Origin of the sequence: Pseudoalteromonas sp. 2CM41L, from assembly GCF_023161905.1 — a bacterium.
Lineage (GTDB): Bacteria > Pseudomonadota > Gammaproteobacteria > Enterobacterales > Alteromonadaceae > Pseudoalteromonas > Pseudoalteromonas atlantica.
On record NZ_JALNTN010000002.1, the window covers coordinates 1 to 20072 of the forward strand.

At 41.9% G+C, this 20072-nt stretch carries 13 protein-coding genes; 5 read left to right on the plus strand and 8 right to left on the minus strand.

What is annotated here, in order from left to right; genetic code table 11:
- Positions 1–76: 76 nt before the first annotated feature.
- The 3 genes from MTF64_RS02910 to MTF64_RS02920 all read right to left on the minus strand — a co-directional run bounded on the left by MTF64_RS02910 (position 77) and on the right by MTF64_RS02920 (position 3586).
- Positions 77–1009, minus strand: coding sequence for an exopolyphosphatase (locus tag MTF64_RS02910; RefSeq protein WP_248450529.1), 933 nt, complete (start codon positions 1007–1009; stop codon positions 77–79).
- Positions 1010–1327: 318 nt separating this feature from the next.
- Positions 1328–2776, minus strand: a complete 1449-nt coding sequence (locus MTF64_RS02915) for a dihydrolipoyl dehydrogenase (protein WP_248450531.1) — start codon at positions 2774–2776, stop codon at positions 1328–1330.
- An 81-nt stretch (positions 2777–2857) separates the two neighbouring features.
- Positions 2858–3586, minus strand: coding sequence for a glutathione peroxidase (locus MTF64_RS02920; RefSeq protein ID WP_248450533.1), 729 nt, complete (start codon positions 3584–3586; stop codon positions 2858–2860).
- A 109-nt stretch (positions 3587–3695) separates the two neighbouring features.
- Here MTF64_RS02920 and MTF64_RS02925 point away from each other — a divergent pair, with 109 nt between their 5' ends.
- A complete protein-coding gene (locus MTF64_RS02925) occupies positions 3696–4586 on the plus strand; it encodes a LysR substrate-binding domain-containing protein (protein ID WP_248450535.1) in 891 nt (296 codons plus the stop codon).
- Here the strand turns inward: MTF64_RS02925 and MTF64_RS02930 are convergent.
- Positions 4583–5776 carry a flagellar assembly protein FlgT gene (locus MTF64_RS02930; RefSeq protein ID WP_248450537.1) on the minus strand — a complete coding sequence of 398 codons (1194 nt, stop codon included), beginning with the start codon at positions 5774–5776 and terminating at the stop codon, positions 4583–4585. The two genes, MTF64_RS02925 and MTF64_RS02930, sit on opposite strands and share 4 nt — an antisense overlap.
- Positions 5777–5905: 129 nt before the next feature.
- Between MTF64_RS02930 and MTF64_RS02935 the strand changes: the two genes are divergently transcribed.
- The 3 genes from MTF64_RS02935 (at position 5906) to MTF64_RS02945 (ending at position 9388) form a co-directional block, all read left to right on the plus strand.
- Complete coding sequence (locus tag MTF64_RS02935) at positions 5906–6361, plus strand: LPP20 family lipoprotein (RefSeq protein WP_029774509.1); 456 nt, start codon at positions 5906–5908, stop codon at positions 6359–6361.
- A 418-nt stretch (positions 6362–6779) separates the two neighbouring features.
- A complete protein-coding gene (locus MTF64_RS02940) occupies positions 6780–7430 on the plus strand; it encodes a transglutaminase-like cysteine peptidase (RefSeq protein WP_036963734.1) in 651 nt (216 codons plus the stop codon).
- Positions 7430–9388: a LapD/MoxY N-terminal periplasmic domain-containing protein gene (locus tag MTF64_RS02945; RefSeq protein ID WP_029774508.1), complete on the plus strand. Its 1959-nt coding sequence runs from the start codon at positions 7430–7432 to the stop codon at positions 9386–9388. The genes MTF64_RS02940 and MTF64_RS02945 overlap by 1 nt, the downstream gene beginning before the upstream one ends.
- Before the next feature lie 135 nt (positions 9389–9523).
- Here MTF64_RS02945 and MTF64_RS02950 read toward each other — a convergent pair whose 3' ends face one another.
- Genes MTF64_RS02950 through MTF64_RS02965 form a run of 4 tightly spaced genes read right to left on the minus strand, consistent with a single transcriptional unit; the run spans position 9524 to position 15718 of the window.
- Complete coding sequence (locus MTF64_RS02950; protein WP_024033058.1) at positions 9524–10111, minus strand: response regulator transcription factor; 588 nt, start codon at positions 10109–10111, stop codon at positions 9524–9526.
- Between the two features lie 23 nt (positions 10112–10134).
- Positions 10135–11556, minus strand: coding sequence for an HlyD family type I secretion periplasmic adaptor subunit (locus MTF64_RS02955; RefSeq protein WP_248450539.1), 1422 nt, complete (start codon positions 11554–11556; stop codon positions 10135–10137).
- The gene (locus MTF64_RS02960; protein WP_024033056.1) at positions 11553–13691 is read right to left on the minus strand and encodes a type I secretion system permease/ATPase; all 2139 of its coding nucleotides are present in this window, start codon (positions 13689–13691) and stop codon (positions 11553–11555) included. Before MTF64_RS02960 ends, MTF64_RS02955 begins: the two co-directional genes overlap by 4 nt.
- 53 nt (positions 13692–13744) lie before the next feature.
- On the minus strand, positions 13745–15718 hold the full coding sequence (locus tag MTF64_RS02965) for a TolC family outer membrane protein (protein ID WP_054982967.1): 1974 nt from the start codon (positions 15716–15718) through the stop codon (positions 13745–13747).
- Positions 15719–15942: 224 nt separating this feature from the next.
- Between MTF64_RS02965 and MTF64_RS02970 the strand changes: the two genes are divergently transcribed.
- The coding region (locus MTF64_RS02970; RefSeq protein WP_248450541.1) for a retention module-containing protein at positions 15943–20072 on the plus strand (4130 nt) is incomplete at its 3' end.

Here is a 20072-nt window from a genome sequence, read left to right on the forward strand (position 1 = left end):
TACAGCTTACAGCTTACAGCTTACAGCTTACAGCTTACAGCTTACAGCTTACAGCTTACAGCTTACAGCTTACAGCTCAACCATCACTCGTAATCGTATCAATCAGCTCACCAAGCACCGCTTCGGCTTTGCTGGTTTCTACTTGGCAGGTGCCGGCGTTTAAGTGGCCGCCACCGCCGTATTTAAGGCATAACTCGCCCACATTGGTGTTTGAGCTGCGGTTGATGATTGATTTGCCTATGGCAAATACTACGTTTTGTTTTTTAAGGCCCCACATTTTGTGAATTGATATATTGCAGTCGGGGTACATGGCGTAAATTACAAAACGGTTGGTGGCGTAAATAGTTTCTTCTTGAGTTAAATCTAGCACCACAAGGTTTTTATGCACGGTTGCGCATTGTGCTATTTGCTCTTTGGCCTTTTCGTTATGCTCGTTATAAAGCGCAACACGTTCGGCTACGTCTTCCATTTTTAAAATATCTTCAATGCTTTGATCTTTACAGGCATCAATTAGCTTCATCATTAATTGGTAGTTTGAAATTTTAAACTCGCGGAAGCGGCCAAGGCCTGTGCGTGCATCCATGATAAAGTTCATTAATACCCAGTCTGTTGGGTTGAGTATTTCGTCTTTTGAGAACTGCGCTGCATCGCCTTTATCTACCGCTTCCATCATGTCTGTGCTGATGTTTGGAAATTTTTCTGCGCCGCCATAATAATCATAAACAACGCGTGCAGCAGAAGGGGCTTTAGGGTCAATTACGTGGTTTTTAATATCGCTTGCGTTACGTACGGTTTCGCTTAAGTGATGGTCAAATGCAATATGACAGCCAGCAACGTAGGGTAGGTTAGTTGTAATGTCGTTTGCAGTTATGTCTATTTTGCCATCTTGCATGTCTTTCGGGTGTACAAATAAAATGTCATCAATTAGGTCTAAGTCTTTGAGCAGTACGGCACATACCAAGCCGTCAAAATCGCTGCGGGTGACTAGTCTAAATTTATTATTGGGCATAGCTTTTCCATCTTGTTGTGATTGAGTTATCAAATAAGTGTAACAGCTAAAATAATTTTTGAGAGGTTATAGCAATCGAATTAAAAGTTTAGTCATTCAAACGTGCTAAATAAAGCGTAAACGGCGTTATAAATTTTTAAGTAGAACATATGCCTATCGAAAATTATGCCTTTGTATGTACTCTGTTTATCTGTTGCTATCAATACCTCATAATTTAATACAATGGGTATTAGCGTTAAAAAAGCGCATAAAAAAGCCAAAACGACTGTTTTGGCTTTTTGTTAGCAAGTATGTATTTGTTTTATTGCTGTATAAAAGTTAAGCGCCTGGTCCGCATTCCATACAGCTGTTAATAATATCTGGGCCAAATTTAAGTCTGGCATTTAAATCGCGAAGGGCAGTGCGTAAACCTTCTTCAATTACTGGGTGGTAAAATGGCATATCCAGCATTTCTGGTACTGTCATTTTGTTTTGCACAGCCCATGCTAATAAATGAGCAAGGTGTTCGGCTTGTGGGCCAATAAATTCTGCACCTAAAAATAAGCCTGTGCCTTGCTCTGCGTAAACGCGCATGTGGCCTTTATTTTTAAGCATTACTCGGCTGCGGCCTTGGTTTTCAAAGCTCACTTCGCCTACTTCAAAGCAACCACATTCACCTAGGCGGTCTGTAATTTGTTTGAAGCTTTCGCCAACCATTGCTATTTGTGGGTCGCTAAACACTGCGGCAATTTTTGCGCGGCGAAGGCCAATGCGTACATCGGGGAAGCGCCCAGCATTTTGACCGGCAATGGTGCCTTGATCAGATGCTTCGTGTAGCAGGGGGATCATGTTGCTGGCATCGCCCGCTATAAATATATTTGAGTTACCACATTGCATTGTGTGCGGGTCGGCGTGTGGCACACCGCGCTCATCAAGCTCTATGCCGGTATTTTCTAAACCTAGCTTGTCTACGTTGGGTACTCGGCCTGTGGCTGCAAGTACGTAGTCAAATTGCTCGGTGTGTTTAGCACCGTCTTTATCGGTGTAAGTAAGCTGGGCTTTATCGCCAACTTGCATCATGTCAGATACGTTTGAGTCGGTATCTACAAAAAATTCTTCAGCAAAAACAGTGTTTGCATAGTCTTTAATTACTGGGTCGGTAAGTGGGCCAATTGCGCCGCCAACACCAAATAATTTTACGTTTACGCCTAAGCGACTAAGTGCTTGGCCAATTTCTAGGCCTATTACGCCTGGGCCAAATACAGCCACTGACTCTGGTAGGTCGTCCCAGTTAAATACATCGTCGTTTATAATAAGTTTGTCACCAAAGTTATTAAACACGCCTGGGTATGATGGGCGCGAACCGGTGGCAATTACAAAGCGTTTAGCAGTAATAATGATGTCATCGTCAATTTGTACGCGGTTGGCGTCTAAAAACTTGGCGTAGCCACGAATTTTATCTTCATCAGGAATGTCGTCTACGGCTTCTACTACGAATCCTGCAAAGCGATCTCGTTCGCTTTTAACACGTGCCATAACTGCTTTGCCGTCTATTCTTGGCTTTGAGCTATGTACACCAAATGCAGGTGCCATTTCAATTGAATGCGCGGCTTCGGCTGCGGCAATAAGTAATTTACTTGGCATACAACCAACGCGTGCACAGGTAGTACCGTACGGGCCTGATTCAATCATTAAAACGTTAGGAGTGAATTGTTTTGCGTTACGGTATGCGCTTAAGCCTGCAGTACCTGCACCTATAACAACAACATCGGTTTGTAATTCTTTCATAGTGGTTTCCTTTATTATTTTCAATCTGAGCGATGAGATTGATATAGAGGGGCGTGTACGCCCCTGCTATTTTTTACTTAATTAAGCAAAGTATTTTTCTAAATCGTCTGAGCCGCCAATGTGTTTACCACCAATAAATATTTGTGGAACAGTGTCACGGCCAGAAATTGCTTTAAGGCTTGTTAATGTAGCGCCCGCACCCATAACAACTTCTTCAAATGCGTAGCCTTTTTCTGTTAGTAGCTCTTTTGCCTTTTTACAGAAAGGGCAACCAGGCTTAGAAAATACGGTTACTGGCTCTGGCTTAGTTTGTTTTGGGTTGATGTAGTCAAGCATTGTGTCTGCATCAGAAACTTCAAACGGGTCGCCTGGTAAATCTGGTTCGATGAACATTTTGTCGATAACGCCATCTTTAACTAGCATAGAGTATCTCCAGCTGCGCTTACCAAAGCCTAAATCGTTTTTATCTACTAACATGCCCATGCCGTCAGTGAATTCGCCGTTGCCATCAGGTAATAATGTGATGTTTTGCGCTTCTTGATGCTCTGCCCATGCGTTCATTACAAATGTATCGTTTACTGATACACATACAATTTCATCAACGCCATTTTGCTTAAGTACACCGGCTAACTCGTTGTAGCGTGGTAAGTGAGTTGATGAACAGGTTGGTGTAAATGCGCCCGGTAGTGAAAACACAACAACGGTTCTGCCTGTAAAAATTTCGTCTGTGGTTACTGATTTCCATTCGTCGTTTTGACGTGTTGCAAATGTAACGTTTGGGATTGTTTGACCTTCAATATTCTTTAACATAGTTTGTTCCTCTTGATTTGTTGGAGCCATTATGGCGAGAATTTAAATATAGTTCCAATCGTTTGTTTGTATTAAACTAATAGGTATAGCCTATCAGGTGGAGATGAATTTGAACTTAAAAGATTTAGAGTATGTAAAAGCAATAGCGCACCACAAGCATTTTCGCAAAGCGGCCGATGCCTGTTTTGTTAGCCAGCCTACACTAAGTGGGCAAGTAAAAAAGCTTGAGCAAGAGCTTAATGTTGTTTTATTTGACCGCTCAACTAAGCAAGTTACATTAACAGCGCAAGGTGAACGTTTGTTAACACAAATAAACGTTATTTTAGAGCAAACAGAAATCTTAAAAGAGCTGGCGGCTACTTCAAACGGGCCGCTACAAGGTAAGCTAAGAATTGGTATTATTCCTACTATTGCGCCGTACTTACTCAGCGCTTTACTGACCTCTATGAAAGCGGCATTTAGCGAGAGCCATTTTTCGTTTATAGAAATGCAAACAGCGACTATGCTAGAGGCGCTTGATAACGGCGAGCTCGACTTTGCAATTTTGGCCGATGTTCCCGAGCTTAAAAACTACCATACGGTTAATGTGTACAAAGAAGACTTTATGGTTGCTGTTTCAACCGATAATCCGTTATCTAAGCGTAAAAAAGTAGCGCTAAGCGATTTACAAAGTTGTAGCCTATTAATGTTAAGTGATGGTCATTGCTTTAAAGATCAAGCCCAAAAGTTTTGTTTTGCTGCGGGAGTGGATGTGTCAAACCAATATCAGGGCAATAGTTTAGAAACTTTATTGGCGCTGGTGGCGATAGATGACGGGGTGACATTTGTGCCCAAGCTTGCGTGTACACAGCGTGTAGGCATTGATTATTTAGCTATTTTTCCTAATCAGCAACGTAATGTGGTACTTGCTTGCAGAAAACACTACCCGCGTTTGGCGGGCGTTGAGCAATTAGCCCAGTGGTTGGCAGAGCACCCAAATTTAAAGCGGGCGCTTATTTAGCGTTCTTGGCTTGCAACCTCTATCACATCGTTTATTTGTACCCCAGGCAAAGGCTTGTCGTTAAGGCTTACAGCAATGGCGCTTTGTTTATAAAGTTGCTCAACCACAATGGTGTTAAGCGTGGTAATGGTATGCGGCATAGTATTGCCTTGTGCATCGGTTAAGTAGTTATGGTGCGCAATGCTTAATAGTTGGCCTTTTTTAAGGCCATGATCTTTGCCTAGGTTTATCACCAATTTGTTGTTTTCCATGTGCATTATTTTACCTTTAGTAGGAAAACACGCCATAGCCGCTTGTATATCGTAACTGACCGTTTGATTTATATCGCTAATACTTTGCCCAAAAGGTGATTGCCAAAACCTATCACTATTTACATCAACTATAGCTGTTTTTTCAAATGGCCATACAGCTTGGGTATGATAGCTGTTTTGCCATAATTGTTCGTACGTGGTGCCATCAAACAACATAAGCTCAATAGCGTAGCTGCGCTGGTAGGTTTCGTCTTGCCAAAAGGCGTAGTCGTTGTTGAGTTTATCGCTTGGCGCTAAATTGGTTATTTGGCTTAATAAAACATATTGCGCGTTGCTTCTGGCTGAAAGCTCTTCTAGTTGTGCATTTGAGTAGTCGTGCTGCTGATTAAAGTAATTGTCTACATTAATTGCTTTATTGTAGTAAGCAACGGGCAGGGCGCTCATTTTTGTGCTTTGCAAAGCGCTAAATAACTTTTTACTAATGGCTTTATTTACGTCAAATATTTGACCCATTAAGGCATGCTCACGATGAACAAGCTGGCTTTGGGTTACAGCAACAAATTTATTAAAGTTACTTTGTGGGCATTGCTCTGTTTGGGCAAATACATCAAGCCTAAGCGTAATGGCAAATTGTTGATTTTGGCGTTGCTCGCTCACCAGCTCTATTTTTTGTATTTCGCCGTGGCTACTAATTTTTAGCTGATCTTGCGTTAGCACGCCATCTACCAAGGTTTGTACCGAGCTAACCCGGGCGCCAGAAAACACTAATGCTTGTGTAATTGCATCTTTAATCGCGGCCGATTTAGCACTGCTTATGTCGCCATTTTGTATTTGTGCATGGCCGGTAGATTCAAACCATTGTGAGTAAGTACTGGCAGAAAACGTTAATAATGCAGCGCTAGTAACACCTGCAAATAGTGATGATAAAAACGTGTTCATACTGGTACTCCACATAAAATTAGTTAATTACGCTTTAGCTAAGCAAGGACTGCACCAATATGAGGACTTTATAATAAATGGCATTAAACCTGCATTTATTTGCGCAATTACTTTAAAGGGTGCAAATAAATGCGTGCAATTATATTACTTACTTTAGCAAGCCTTAGCCTTGCCGGTTGCAGCAACGTGTTTGATAAACATGTTGAGTACAAATATGTAGAGCCAAATAATTATCCCATACTTAAAGCGGTTGGTTATGCACCTATTAGCTTGCAGCAAGGGGCTAATAAATCACAAAAGCAATTAATGGCAATTAAGGCCTCTAAGCTTGAGGCGTACCGTGAACTGACTGAGCAAGTTTATGGGCAAAAAATTACAGCGGGCACGTCTGTAGCAGGTGCTATTGCTCAAAACGATTACATGGAAAGTAAAGTGCAGGGCATAATTAAAGGTGCGCAAATTATTAAAACTTACTCAGTTGACGATGTATACGTTACTGAGCTTGAGCTAAACATGAAGCGCGTCCACGACTTATACATAGGTGAAATTAAGCCGCGTGAAGTTAAAAAAGTGACCTACTACTAAGTAACTGGCCAGTACTTTAAATAGTAAAGCTACATTAAGCTGCTATTTTAGCAGCTGGTTTTAGTGTTAAACGCATCGAATATACTCGTATAGCAATACATTACTTTGCTACTTACGGGAGCGTTTTTCTGTAAATCTAGGGTTTGATAAATCAGCTTTAAATACAACGATGATTCAATACGTTAGTTAATGTATTAAGCAAAGTTGAAATGACCGAGTTAAAATTTAAATCTAGTAAAAAAACACATACAAAATATCTCATCCTTTTATATTGAGTGCTATGCTGTTGTTACGAATAATATTTGAACAAGTAGTGTAGCGTTTGGTATATGTTTTTAATTTTTCTTTTTTTGGGCTATGAATGACACTTAGGCCCACTCTTTCCTCAAATAAGCTATTTTTTTGGTGCAAAAGCAATTTGCGCTATTTACTGCTATTTTTTTTACTTTCAAGCGGCGTGTTTGCGAGCCGTTTAACTATTCAATTTAATACCTTTATAGAATTAATGGGGCAAAAATATGGCCCTGCGCGAGTCACTGTAGCGCGTAATTGGCAAACTATGCTGGTGCGCACCCAAAATAAACCAGAACAACAACAAATTTTAATTGTTAACGACTTTTTTGCACGCAATCTTCGATACCAAACCGATATACAGCTTTGGAAGCAAAACGACTATTGGGCTACGCCATTAGAAACCCTTGGCCGTGGTTTAGGTGATTGTGAAGATTATGCCATTGCTAAATACATTAGTTTACGCGCCTTAGGCGTAAGCGACGACAAGCTTAGGCTTATATATGTAAAAGCTAAGCTTGCTGGTACAAACAAAACACAAGCACACATGGTATTAGGCTACTTTGCTACGCCTAATGCTCAGCCGCTTATTTTAGATAGTTTAATAACAAAAGTGTTACCTGCAGCAAAACGCGTTGATTTAAGCCCGGTATTTAGTTTTAACAGCCAAGGTTTATGGGCAAATAACTCGACTAAAAGTGTAGCCAGCCCGACAGCAAGGCTATCGCGTTGGCGTAAAATTTTGGAGCAGACATCACAAGAAGGGGTTATGTGGTAATGGCGTCATTTTCCTTATTTAAGTTTTTCAAAAAAAGAAAAATCACTCTTAGGCAAGAGCTGTGGATCACCTTGCTGGTGGTGATTTTTGTTGGCTTTATAAGTAGCGTGTTAATAAGTACTAACTCTGCTAGAAACTATTTTTCTACGCAGCTGTATTTAAAAAATGTTGATAATGCTAGCTCTTTGGCGCTGATGATTAGTCAGCTTGAAAAAGACCCTGTGGAGCTTGAGCTTTTAGTATCGGCCACTTTTGATACCGGTCACTACAAACGCATAGAATTGCAAGACCCAAATGGTGAGGTTATTGTAAAGCGCGTATTTACCGACACGTTAGAAAATACCGCACCAGCTTGGTTTAGAGCGGTATATGGGCTTAATGTACAGCCAGGTGTAGGGCAGGTTAACAACGGTTGGCAGCAATTTGGCACTTTATTTGTTGAAAGCCACAGCCAATATGCTGAGCAAGCATTGTGGGAAAGCGCCCTTAAACTGTTTTTTAGCTTTTTAGTGGTGGCCTTTTTTGCCTGTGCCATAAGTGCGTATTTATTACGTAGAATTTTAACGCCACTTGATGATGTGGTGTACCAAGCTAACGCCTTTGGCGATAAGCGTTTCATTAAATCAAAAGTGCCAAAAACCTTTGAGTTTGCACGCCTTGTGCAGTCGATGAATTTATTATCGACACGGTTTAGTCGCATTATAAAAGAAGATAATAAGCGCTTAGAGGAGTTGCGTTTTAAAGCCCAGCACGATGAGCTAACAGGGCTTGCCAATCGAGAGTATTTTAGTGCCACATTAGAGGCTCATTTACAAAAAGTGAAAGATCATGCCCATGGTGCTTTGTTTTTATTTAGGGTGGTTAATTTAGATAAAATAAGTGAATCGATTAGCCGTGTAGAAATGGTTAACTTTTTACGCCGTTTTTCTCAGGTGTTAACACAGTTTTTAGAGTCGAATCAGGCGCACTTTTCAGAAAACTATATTGCGCGTATATCACATACCGACTTTACTGTGTTGTTTAGCGATACTGATGATATTCAGGCGCTTAGCGAGCAAATAACCGCACTGCATAAATCGATTGTTGATGAATACAAAAATATTGATTTGGCCATTGTACACAGTTGTACCTACATAGAGAAAAACGACACCCGCTTTGATTTATTACGCCGTGTAGATGGTTTATTAAAAACAGCAGGTAACAAACCTGGCGTGCAAGCAAAAGTCATTGATAACAAACAAAAGAGTGAAATTTTTGATGACTCTACTGGCTGGCAAAAGGCTATTGAGGATGCGCTTGAGCAAAAAACTATACAGTTAAATTGTTTAGAGGTTATGGGTTTTAACGACACCTTGTTACAGCACCAGCTTAGTTTAAGTTTAGAATTTGGCGGCCAACATTATAAATCAAGCTACTACTATCAATGGGCTAATCGCTTAAACCTATTAGCGCGTTTGGATTGGAGTTTAATCAAGCAAATTGTTAAACAGTACGGTGAAGCGCCGCCAAATGAATTGATTGCTGTAGAGCTTTCGGCGCAAACATTAATGGATGATACCGCGCTTGCCTCGGTATTAACCTATGTATCAGCCTTTCCTGATTTGGCAAAAAATATATGTTTTGATATACGCGAAAACATTGTCGTAAACGAAAAGGATATATTTAAGGAATTTTGTGAGCAGGTGCGTTGTATGGGCGCTAAAGTGGCACTTAAACGTGTGGGGCCTGAATTTACTAAGATTAAGAACATTCAAGAATTTGGCTTAGAAATGCTTAAAATAGACAGCATTTACGCGCATAACATTAGTTACAGCCAAGACAATCAAACCTTCTTACGCGGTGTTTGCACATTAGCACATTCTATTGGTATTAAAGTGGTCGCACAGGGCGTAACAAGCCAAGACGATATAGATACACTGGTTAATCTTGGCTTTGATGGAGTAATTAAAGAGTCATAAAGCGACTCTTTAATTAAAAGGGGAGCGGTTTAACAATGGCGGCGAATAGGTAAATGCAATTCAGTATTTAACCTATAAGCCGTTGTTTAGTAAGTTTAACTATAACTGGCGAAGGTTTTGTTATTCTAGCCTAGGTTAGTTACCTTTAACGGCTAACATAAGTTGTATACGGTCGCGCACTTTTAACTTAGTGAAAATTGAGCTCATGTGCTCTTTAATTGTCCGCTCTGTAATATTAAGTGACTCAGCGGCTTGTTTATTGGTTGCCCCTGTTATAACTATATCAACAACTTGGCGTTCGCGTTTAGTTAAGCTTTGAATATCGCAGGCTTGGGTGTAATTTATTTGCTGCTGACTTAGTGCCCCAACAATATTAGATAGTAGCTGCCCAGGTAACCACAGGCCGCCTGAGCAAATAGTCTCAAGTACCTGTTGTAATATTACTTTAGATGCAAGTGCTTCTACATAGCCTCTTGCGCCCGCTTGCAGGGCTGCTCTAAGTTCCTCTATTTCTAGATTTGTGGTCATTACAATAACTGGCAAGCGTTTTTGGGCATATTTTTTTACCAGTTCAAGCCATCCCGAAGTGCCCGCCAGAACCCATATAATACTTGATGCATTAATTTGTTTTGGTTCTTTGGTGCATATTACACAACCTGCAAACGCACTTCGCCAGTGGCTCGATTCAAGTTCGGGTTGTGTAATAAATATACTTTGACGCATTAATTTACTCCAATAAATTCAGTTTAGCGTTCTGTCATTGCTTGCGATGTAGCTCTGAGTACAGGTTTAAGTAAATATTCCAAGACGGTTTTTTTACCAGTAATAATATCCACTTGTGTGGTCATTCCTGGAATTATAGTCAACTCTTCTGAAAAGTTATTTTTAGTGGTTTTTAATTGCACTAAATAAAAAGTATTTTCTCTGTCGTCGGTAATTGTATCTGCACTTATATGCAGTACCTCGGCTTCTAGTCCGCCGTATACCGCAAAATCATAGGCGCTAAATTTAATCATGGCGGGCTGCCCTGGGCGTAAAAAGGCAATATCTTTCGGCGGTATTTTTGCCTCAACAATAAGTTGATCGTCTAAAGGGACTATTTCTAAAACGTCACTGCCGGGTTGTAAAATGCCGCCTACGGTATTAACCAATAAACGTTGTACCGTGCCTTTAACCGGTGATTTGATCTCAGTTTGGGCCACTTTGTCGGCAAGCCCTGATTCGGTTTCTTTTATCGACTCTAAACGCAGCAATGCCTCCGAAAGCTCATTGTTCCAGCGGTTGATCATCGCAAGTTCGACTTCTGTTACTTTGTTTTTAGCTTCGTTGATAGCCGATAAACTCCGGTTAATTACTGCTTTAGTACGGTTTATTTCGCCGTTTAAATCAACTATTTCACGTTCTAACCTGATGATGTCGATATCAGATACAGCACCAGTTCTTAACAGTGGGCGTGTTACTTGCAGCTCACGATTACTTAGCCTTAGAGCGCTAGTGTGTTGTTGCAAAGCGGCTTTTGCTTCAATGTGATCTTGTCTGCGTTGTTCTAGCTGGCGTTTATGAATTGCCACTTGCTGCTCTAATTCTTGGCGATTACTTAAATATATTGAGCGCTCATGAGCGACCGCCTCGGGTACTTGCTTAACAAGCTCATCAGGAAAAACGAGATCTTCTTTTCTGGTAAGGGCTTGTAACCTGGCTACTTTTGCAGTGAGTGATTGCACTTTAGATTGGTTTTCTCTAAAGCTTGAAATAAAACGAGTAGGGTCGATTTTTATTAATACGTCACCTTCTTCAACAATTTGCCCTTCTCGAATATTTATTTTTTCTACCATACCGCCATCATAAGATTGCACTAACTGTAATTTATTTGATGGGATAACGCGTCCTTCACCACGGGCTACCTCATCGAGTGGCGCAAAGCCTGCCCAAATTGTAAGCAATATAAATGCAATGCAAATGAGGTATAACAAAAAACGTGCGCTGGCAGGCTCTTGCTGCATTTTTTCCCACTGCGCATCGACTACCCAATCTTGTGATCCAGGAGGCGAAAGCCAGCCTTTAAATAAGCGATTAAAGATTGAAGGCTTACCTTTTTTACGTGCTTCTATTGCTTTACTTACTGATTCAAAAGAGCGCTGCTCTAGTGGCTTTTTATTGTCACTCATGATGCTTGCTCCACTGTTTGATTATTCAGTGCGGCAATTACTTTTTGTTTAGGCCCATCGGCAACTATTTTTCCGTTATCGAGCACGATGATGCGATCAACCAACGACAGCAAAGACGAGCGGTGAGTAACTACAATTAGGGTTTTGTCTTGGGTGGCGGTTTTTAAATTTTGAATAATTTTATTTTCACTATTGTGATCAAGCGATGAGGTAGGCTCATCTAACAGCATAATAGGAGGGTCGTTTATAAGTGCGCGCGCTATACCAATTGCTTGTTTTTGGCCGCCAGATAGCAAGCGACCTTGCTCACCAACTTGTAGGTCAAACCCATCGGGGTGAGAGTTGATTAACTCGAATAACTGGCTTTTTTCGCATGCGCTAATAATTTGCTCATCTTTAGCATGCCATGCGCTAATAGTGAGGTTGTCTTTTAAACTTCCAAAAAACAACGCTATATTTTGTGGTACGTACCCTATGTTATGACGAAGTTCTGCGGGGTCTATTTGTTGTATATTGTTGTTATCGACCATTACGGAGCCTGCGGTTGGGTCATAAAGGCCTAAAATAAGTTTTTCGAGGGTGCTTTTACCCGAACCATTGCGCCCCAAAATAGCCACTTTTTCGCCCGCTTTTATTTTAAAGCTAATATTACTAAGCGCATCGGCCGCATCGTCTTCATACTTAAAGCATACGTCTTTAAATTCTATTTCACCGTTTAATACGGGGTGGCTTAACCAATGTTTATTTGGCGGGCGCTCAACGTCTTTTTCCATTATTTCGTTAAGCGATTGCATAGCAATAGCAGCATGATGATATTGCGCAAGTACGGCGGCGCATTGCCCAAGCGGCCCCATCGCACGTGATGAAAGTAAGTAAGCGGCTATTAATCCCCCTTGCGTGAGCTCGCCTTCAATAACTAAATGAACACCGATGATCATAATGATCACGCCAACACATTGTTGTATCCACGCTGCGCTATTAGAGATTGAGCTTGAGATTAAGCGACTTTGCGCATTAACCTGAGCAATATAAATAGTTGATTTTTCCCATGTTGATTGGGTTTTGCATTCGCTGTGAAAACTTTTTACATCTTCAATGTTGGTTAAGCTTTCTACAAGTATGGAGTTGCGCATTGAGCTTGCTTTCATGGTTTGCTCTGACAGCGCTTCAAGTTTTCTGTGGGCTGCTATGCCATAACTTAAAAGTATTAGGGCACCTGCGATAATGGGTAGGCTAAGCGGTACACCTATTATTGCAATAACAATTAGGTATATAGCAACAAAGGGTAAATCAACCAGCGCGACCAAGGTTATTGAACTAAAAAAGTTACGTACGGCTTCAAACGATTGTATGTTACTCGCAAATGACCCCGCTGATGAGGGCCTATTTTTAAGCTTCATACCAAGTACGCGCTCCATAATAACCGCAGACACTTTTACATCTATACGGCTTGCCGCAAGCTCTACAAAGTAGCTGCGTACTAAGCGCAGTACAAAGTCGGCGGTCAGTGCTATTAAAATACCGATGGCTAAAACCCAGAGGGTTTCTGTTGCATGGTTAGGAACTACGCGGTCATATACATTCATTACAAATAAAGGCATGGCAACAGACAAAACGCCTAATGCAATGGCGGAGATTATGACGTCTTTGTACAGTGCGCGGCATTCTTTTATTACGCCCCAAAACCAGCCGTCTTTAGAGAGCTTTTCAAGCACCGGGGAGCGCTCATCAAACATAAACTCTGGATGAGCATAAATAATTAAACCTGTTGATTTTTCAATTAACTGTTCTAGGTCTTCTTCTACAACAGACTCGGTTAGCTCAGGGTAAGTAACTTGCGCTGTTTGTTTTTGGTTATCAATAGCGGTTACCACGCACGCTTGGTTATTATTTAAAATAATAATGGCGGGTAATAAAGCAGTATTAATTTGATTAAGAGGCTTATTTACAACTTTTGATTTAAAGCCCACACGTTTTGCAGCACGTGCAAATCCTGAAGGCGTTAAGTTTCCATCTGTTAGTGGGAGGCCATTTAATAAGGCCTCCCTTGAAAAATCTTTATCATGAAAGCGGCACAATACTGCAAGGCAATCTACCAGTGCGCCGCCATGATCAAGTACATCATTTAATTCCATATACCATCCAATGTTATGTAAAACATTTTAAATTTATTTGTTTTAAGCACCTCTTAACTATCGGTAATAACCGCCTCAATACGGCGGTTTGCCGCATTAGCACGTACCGAAATTTCATTAACTCGTGGTTGATCAATACCATAACCAAATGATTGAACACGATTAGGCGCTATACCAAATTGCTCAATAAGTAATTGTGCTACGGCAAAGGCGCGTTGCTCTGAAAGTTTGCGGTTGTATTTTCTATCGCCATCTAATGAGGCGTGACCTTGGATCTCTACCTTTTTGTCAGGGTTATTTTTTAAAAACTCCGCGAGCTTTTCTACTTCTTGCAAGTACTCTGAGCGCACTTGGCTTGAGTCGGCTGAAAAGGGAATGCCTATTTCAACTGAGTCGGTCGCTTGGTCATACAAAGTACACCCAGATAGGTCTACATTTGTACCCGCTGGTGTGCTTGGGCAGGTGTCTTGCTCGTTAGGAACGCCGTCGTTATCGTCATCTGCAAAACTCGATGCGCTAGGGGTTTCTGGTGGCATTTCTAAATACCTAGGCATTGCTGTAACGCTCATGTAGGCGTTATCTTGCTTGGCTTTTTTTTGCAAAAAAGCTTTGCGTTTAAAGGTGGCAGCTACATCGTAACTTGGGCATATATTTTGTGCGTTATGCACGATTGGGTCATCTGTTAACTCTGTTAATGTTGGGTACTTGTCAGACATAACATTTAGAGCTGGCAATAGTTTACCCATTTCGTTAAGCATAGTTAAAATGGCTGTTTGTCTATCGTATTGAGCAACAATGTACGAGCGGTTAGATTGAAATGCTTCGTTTTCAGCGTCAAGTACATCAAGCAAGGTGCGTTGGCCAATATCAAATTGGTCTCGGTAGGCTATTTTTACTCTGTTTGACGAGTTTTTATAGCTTTCAAGCGTGGGTAGCTTTTGCTCTATATTGTTCACATTATGATAGGCAATTTGTAGGCTTTGACGAATATCAACACAAGCTTGATCGCGTTGATACTTGGCAATATTTACATCTTGGTATGCTTGTTCAAGGTTGGCGCTATCTAGGCCCCCGTTGTACAGGTTATAGGTTATGTCTATACCTACCCGTGCTTCGGTTCTTGTTTCGTTTAAACCTAGCTCGTCTCTGTCTTGTGTGCCGTAACGGGCAGATAAGTCTACGTTTGGATGAAACGCTGCCTTTTGTGCCTGAGCATTGGCTTCTTGCGCCTCTATATTATAAAGCGATGCGTAAAAAGCAGGGCTGTTTTTATAGGCTATATCAAGCGCTTGGTTAATAGAAATGGGCACGTTTTGCTCATCTAATTTGGCTTGTTTTATATCATTAACGGGTAGCTCGCCAACAACTCTTAAATAACGCGCAGTTACATCGTGCAGGTTAGCGTACTCGGTTAGCACATTAGATTGCGCTAGCGATAAGCGCCCGCTAATTTGCTCTAGATCTGCTGCTCGGGCAACACCGGCTCCTACACTTTGTTCAATTTGTTGGTATACAGACTCGTGTTCTTGCAGGTTTTCTTCAGCGAGTGTCACAAGTTCTTTAAATTTTTGCACATCTAAAAATGCAATAGATGCATCTAATGCAGTTTGCTCTGTTTGTGAGAGTAATTCAAAATACCGAATGAGCTGAATACGCTCAAACCTTTCAACGGTGTTAGATGTTCTAAACCCGTCGTAAAGCATTTGAGTAACACTAAGCTCTGCAGTGTTGCGGTTGTATTCGTCTTCTATACCGTAGTTTCGGCGCTCATAACCTGCGCTGGCAGATACATCAACGCTAGGTAAGTAGCCTGAGCGGGCTGCATCTACGCCATAAATTGAGGATTTAAATGTATGCCATGCTTGTTGTACCTCTGGATTATTTTCAATTGCTTTACTGGTGACGTATGTAAGCGGTGCCACAGAACTGTCATCGGCTTTTACCACGTGAGTTGCGCCAAGCGCACTTAGCGTTAAACCTATAAGCAGCTTTCCTTTTTGCTTTAGTAAAGTATTTTTTGTAATCATTTCTTCCTCTTAGGGTTACTTGGGCTATCAATACCTACCATATGGTTTAGTCAATAAATGCATATTTCGCAAATAATCGTTTTGGCTAGCATAAAATTTATTATCTACCACTTTTTTATTTTTAATGTTTTTTTAAAAACTGTACTTGAGTACAGTATCTAATGCGTTTTGCTGTTCTACATTTTAATTAATAGTTTTTAATTCTTATGTTTGAGGTAAGTAAAATGGAATCTAATCAATTATTAGTAATAGACTTAAAAGGGTCTGCTGGTGTTGTTTTAGAAGATGGCACAATTAAGCCACTTGAAGTGGGCGATACTATTACTGTGGGCGATTTAGTGGTTACCGCCGATAATTCATCGCTAACAATTGATGTGCAAGGAGAAACACTGTCGATTCCTGCTAATCAAAACGTAAAGATCACCCCTGATTTATTAGCACAAGAAACCCGCGATAGCAGCGAAACCACCGTGTTTGACGAAAGCCTAGATGCGGCCATTGCAAGCTTAGAACAAAATGATAATAACGATGGCCAAACGGCGGCTAATTCTGATGTTACTGACTTTTTAGATGCCTTAGAGGGCGATGGTGATATTTTAGATAATTTAGAAGCAACAGCCGCAGGTGGTGCTGGTGGTGCGGGCTCTGGTGGAGGAAGCTCATTTGTTCAGCTTACACGTATTGCGGAGGGGGTTAACCCTAATAGCGTTGCATTTGATTCAAGCTTTGATCCTGATTCTACAGAAGCGCTAAATATTCGCGACACCTCTGATGGGGTAGTTCCTGATGATGGCACCGCGTCTATATCATTAAATGAGGTAGGTTTAACTAATTCATCTCAGCCAACAATTAGTGGTACAAGTGAAAACTTAGTGGGTGAAACAGTAAATATTACTGTGACAGACGAAAATGGTAACTCTCAAGTAGTAAGCGCGGTTATTGGCCCAGATGGCACGTTTGAAATTACACTACCTAACCCCATAGCCGATGGACCCGTGAGCGTAGTTGTAGAAGCCACCGACCCAGATGGTAATGCGTTCAACGATGCTATTTCTATTGAAATAGACACCACCGCGCCAGTAATTAATATTGACCCTGTTGCAGACTCTGCATCTCAAACAGTAACGGTTACGGGGTCGGTAGCGGGTTTGAATACTGGCGACAACGTCTCTGTATCTCTTACCGATAGCACAGGCACACAACAAACAATTGTTACACAAGTTGATGCACAAGGTAATTGGAGTATTACCACTACATCGCCTTTAGCAGAAGGGGAGTTTAATGTTAACGCAGTAGCAGTTGATGCCGCTGGTAACCAAGCAATTGACCAAGCTGTTGCGAGTATTGATTTAACCGCTCCAGAAATTACAGTTACAGTAGCGGGTGAAACTAATAATGCTACGCCACCATTAACTGGTACTACAACTGGTGTGCCACAAGGTACTGAAGTAACAATTACAGTAACCGACAGTGCAGGCGAAGTGCAGCTTTTAACTGCCATTACCGGTGAAGATGGTAGCTGGGCTGTTGATGTAGGTGTGGCACTACCAGAAGGTGATTTTACTGTTGATGCGCAGGTGAGTGATAGCGTAGGCAACCAAGCACTTGCAAGTGATGCTGGAGTTATTGACTTAACGGCGCCAATTGTAGAAATTAATGCGATTGCCGATACGCAAGATACAACCCCTATTATTACTGGCTCTGCGCAAGATGTGCCAGCAGGCTCGGTAATTACCGTGGTTATTACTGATATTAATGGGCAAGTTCAAACGCTGTTAACGCAAACAAATGATGATGGCAGCTGGTCTGTAAGTGTTTCTACACCTTTAGCACAAGGTGAGTTTGAAGTTAATGCAACCGTGACCGACACTGCAGGTAATGAAGCACAAGCTGTAGAGCAAGGGTTAGTTGATTTAACTAGCCCTGAGATAACGGTTACGGCCATTGCAGACACTAATGACACAACCCCTACTTTTGTAGGCCGTGTTGAAGGGGCACCAGAGGGCTCTGTAATTACTGTTTTAGTAACCGATAGCGACGGTAATATACAAACCTTAACAACGACACTTGAGGCTGATGGCACGTGGAGTGTTGAATCGCCCAACGCTATTCCTGGCGGAGAGTTTAGTGTTACCGCGACAGTGAGTGACCCTGCGGGTAACGAAGCATCCGCGCAAACAAGTGGTGAAGTTACATTTGCCCCTATTTCTATTCAAATTGACTCTATTGCAGATACAAACGATACCACGCCATTTTTAAGCGGTAATACCGGTAACGTGCCTGCTGGTACCACTATAACCTTAACTATTACTGCAAGTGATGGCAGTACTTTTAATCTTTTAGCGGTCACTCAAGAAGATGGTTCTTGGAGCGCTCAAGTTACAGAGCCTCTGCCTGAAGGGGATTTTACCGTAGTTGCAGCCGTTATAGACGATGCGGGTAATGAGGCACAAGCAAGTACGGTCGGTAATGTAGATTTAACCGTAAGTATTAATTTTATTATTGATACTAATGATACCACTCCAACAATTAGTGGTACTACGCAAGATGTTGACGCAGGTGCGGTTGTTACTGTTACCTTTACAGGCAGCGATGGCGCAACAGAAACTGTGCAAGTAACCACAAATGCAGATGGTTCGTGGTCAATCGAAGCAACCGATGAGTTGGTAGAGGGTCAATTTACGGTGGTTGCAACAGTAACCGATGCTGCTGGCAATACAGCCTCTGCTACTGAAGTAGGGGAAATTGATTTAACTGATCCTGCGATTACTATTAACCCTATTACAGATACAAACGATACAACACCGAGTGTGACAGGTAGCGTAGTAGATGTACCCCAAGGTACTGAGGTTACCTTATTAATAACAGATAGTGACGGTAATCAACAAACTATTACAGCGGTTACTAATGCCGATGGAAGCTATAGCGCCGATATACTTAATGAGCTTAGCGAAGGTGACTTTACAGTTACTGCAAGTGTAAGTGACGAAGCTGGCAATAGCAGTACAGCGACGGTTACTGGCACCATAGATTTAACCGCACCTAGCGTAACTATAGATAATATTGGTGATACAAACGATACAACGCCTACTATAAGCGGCTCTACTCAAGGTTTAGCAGCGGGTAGTGTGGTTACAGTGATTGTGACTGATAATGCTGGCGCTGAGCAGCAATTTGTCACTGCTATAAATGGTGATGGCACATGGAGTATAGATGTCCCACAAGCATTAGCTGAGGGTGAGTTTAGTGTGGTGGCAAATGTAAGTGATAGTGCTGGTAATAGCGCGCAAGACTCACAAACTGGCACTATAGATTTAACCGCACCAACTATTAGTGTAAATGACTTTACTGACTCTAACGATTCAACACCTGTATTTAGTGGTACCACAACTGATGTAGAGCCAGGTAGCTTGATCACTGTATTAGTAACAGACTCTAATGGTGATTCGCAAACCTTAACGGCAGTTGTTGCAGAAGATGGTTCTTGGCAAGTAGGTGCAACGACTGCAATTGCTGAGGGGGAGTTTACAATAACGGCCACAGCCACTGATGCAGCTGGAAATGAAGCCTCAGCCACAACTACAGGCGTTATAGATACTGCAGCGCCCACACTAACAATTGATCCGGTGGGTGATACAAACGACACCACACCCACTATTTCAGGGTCTGCCACGGGCGAGCCTGAGGGCACAGTTGTTACGATTACCGTGACGGATGAAGCGGGTAACCCACAAACCATTACTACCGAAGTGCAAGCCGATGGCACTTTTAGTGTAGATGTACCCAATGAACTAAGTGAAGGTGAATTTACCGTTGAGGTATCGGTAACCGATAACGCAGGTAATGAAACTACAGCCACCACCACAGGTGAGGTTGATACCGCAGCGCCTACAGTAGTAATTGATCCGGTGGGTGATACAAGCGACACCACACCCACTATTTCGGGTACGGCAACGGGTGAGCCTGAGGGCACAGTTGTTACGATTACCGTGACGGATGAAGCGGGTAACCCACAAATCATTACTACCGAAGTGCAAGCCGATGGCACCTTTAGTGTAGATGTACCGAATGAGCTAAGTGAAGGTGAATTTACCGTTGAGGTATCGGTAACCGATAACGCAGGTAATGAAACTACAGCAACGACCACAGGCGAAGTTGATACCGCAGCGCCCACAGTGTTAATTGATCCCATGGGTGATACTAACGACACCACACCGACTATTTCAGGGTCTGCAACGGGTGAGCCTGAGGGCACAGTTGTTACGATTACCGTAACTGATGAAGCGGGTAACCCACAAACCATTACTACCGAAGTGCAAGCCGACGGCACCTTTAGTGTGGATGTACCGAATGA

Excerpts from the sequence above, each read along its gene's own strand:
- MTF64_RS02910 (WP_248450529.1), bottom strand. The coding sequence starts at position 1,009 with ATGCCCAATAATAAATTTAGACTAGTCACCCGCAGCGATTTTGACGGC.
- MTF64_RS02915 (WP_248450531.1), bottom strand. The coding sequence starts at position 2,776 with ATGAAAGAATTACAAACCGATGTTGTTGTTATAGGTGCAGGTACTGCA.
- MTF64_RS02920 (WP_248450533.1), bottom strand. The coding sequence starts at position 3,586 with ATGTTAAAGAATATTGAAGGTCAAACAATCCCAAACGTTACATTTGCA.
- MTF64_RS02930 (WP_248450537.1), bottom strand. The coding sequence starts at position 5,776 with ATGAACACGTTTTTATCATCACTATTTGCAGGTGTTACTAGCGCTGCA.
- MTF64_RS02935 (WP_029774509.1), top strand. The coding sequence starts at position 5,906 with ATGCGTGCAATTATATTACTTACTTTAGCAAGCCTTAGCCTTGCCGGT.
- MTF64_RS02945 (WP_029774508.1), top strand. The coding sequence starts at position 7,430 with ATGGCGTCATTTTCCTTATTTAAGTTTTTCAAAAAAAGAAAAATCACT.
- MTF64_RS02950 (WP_024033058.1), bottom strand. The coding sequence starts at position 10,111 with ATGCGTCAAAGTATATTTATTACACAACCCGAACTTGAATCGAGCCAC.
- MTF64_RS02955 (WP_248450539.1), bottom strand. The coding sequence starts at position 11,556 with ATGAGTGACAATAAAAAGCCACTAGAGCAGCGCTCTTTTGAATCAGTA.
- MTF64_RS02960 (WP_024033056.1), bottom strand. The coding sequence starts at position 13,691 with ATGGAATTAAATGATGTACTTGATCATGGCGGCGCACTGGTAGATTGC.
- MTF64_RS02965 (WP_054982967.1), bottom strand. The coding sequence starts at position 15,718 with ATGATTACAAAAAATACTTTACTAAAGCAAAAAGGAAAGCTGCTTATA.